The 222-nt window shown below is 43.7% G+C and carries 1 protein-coding gene; it reads left to right on the top strand.

The window, feature by feature from the left end; genetic code table 11:
- Positions 1-222 (top strand): hypothetical protein (locus Q1A60_RS21565; RefSeq protein ID WP_300008534.1); only part of this gene is annotated, 222 nt, incomplete at both ends.

Here is a 222-nt window from a genome sequence, read left to right on the forward strand (position 1 = left end):
GCTGATTGGATTGTGAGCTATCATTTAACTGAAGCTGATGCCGATGCTGGTATGCCAAGCCTTGCTGATATGTATCAAAATGTAGATCCAGCTTCTCAAACGGTTTGGGTTCGAGTGGAAGATGCTGCCACAGGATGTCATGAGATTATTACCATCACTTTAGTGGTTAATCAATTACCATCCCCAACGATGATAGCCCCTGTAGAAGCGTGTGATGATGAT

It is taken from the genome of uncultured Dokdonia sp. (genome assembly GCF_947492535.1).
In the GTDB taxonomy this organism is placed as follows: domain Bacteria; phylum Bacteroidota; class Bacteroidia; order Flavobacteriales; family Flavobacteriaceae; genus Dokdonia.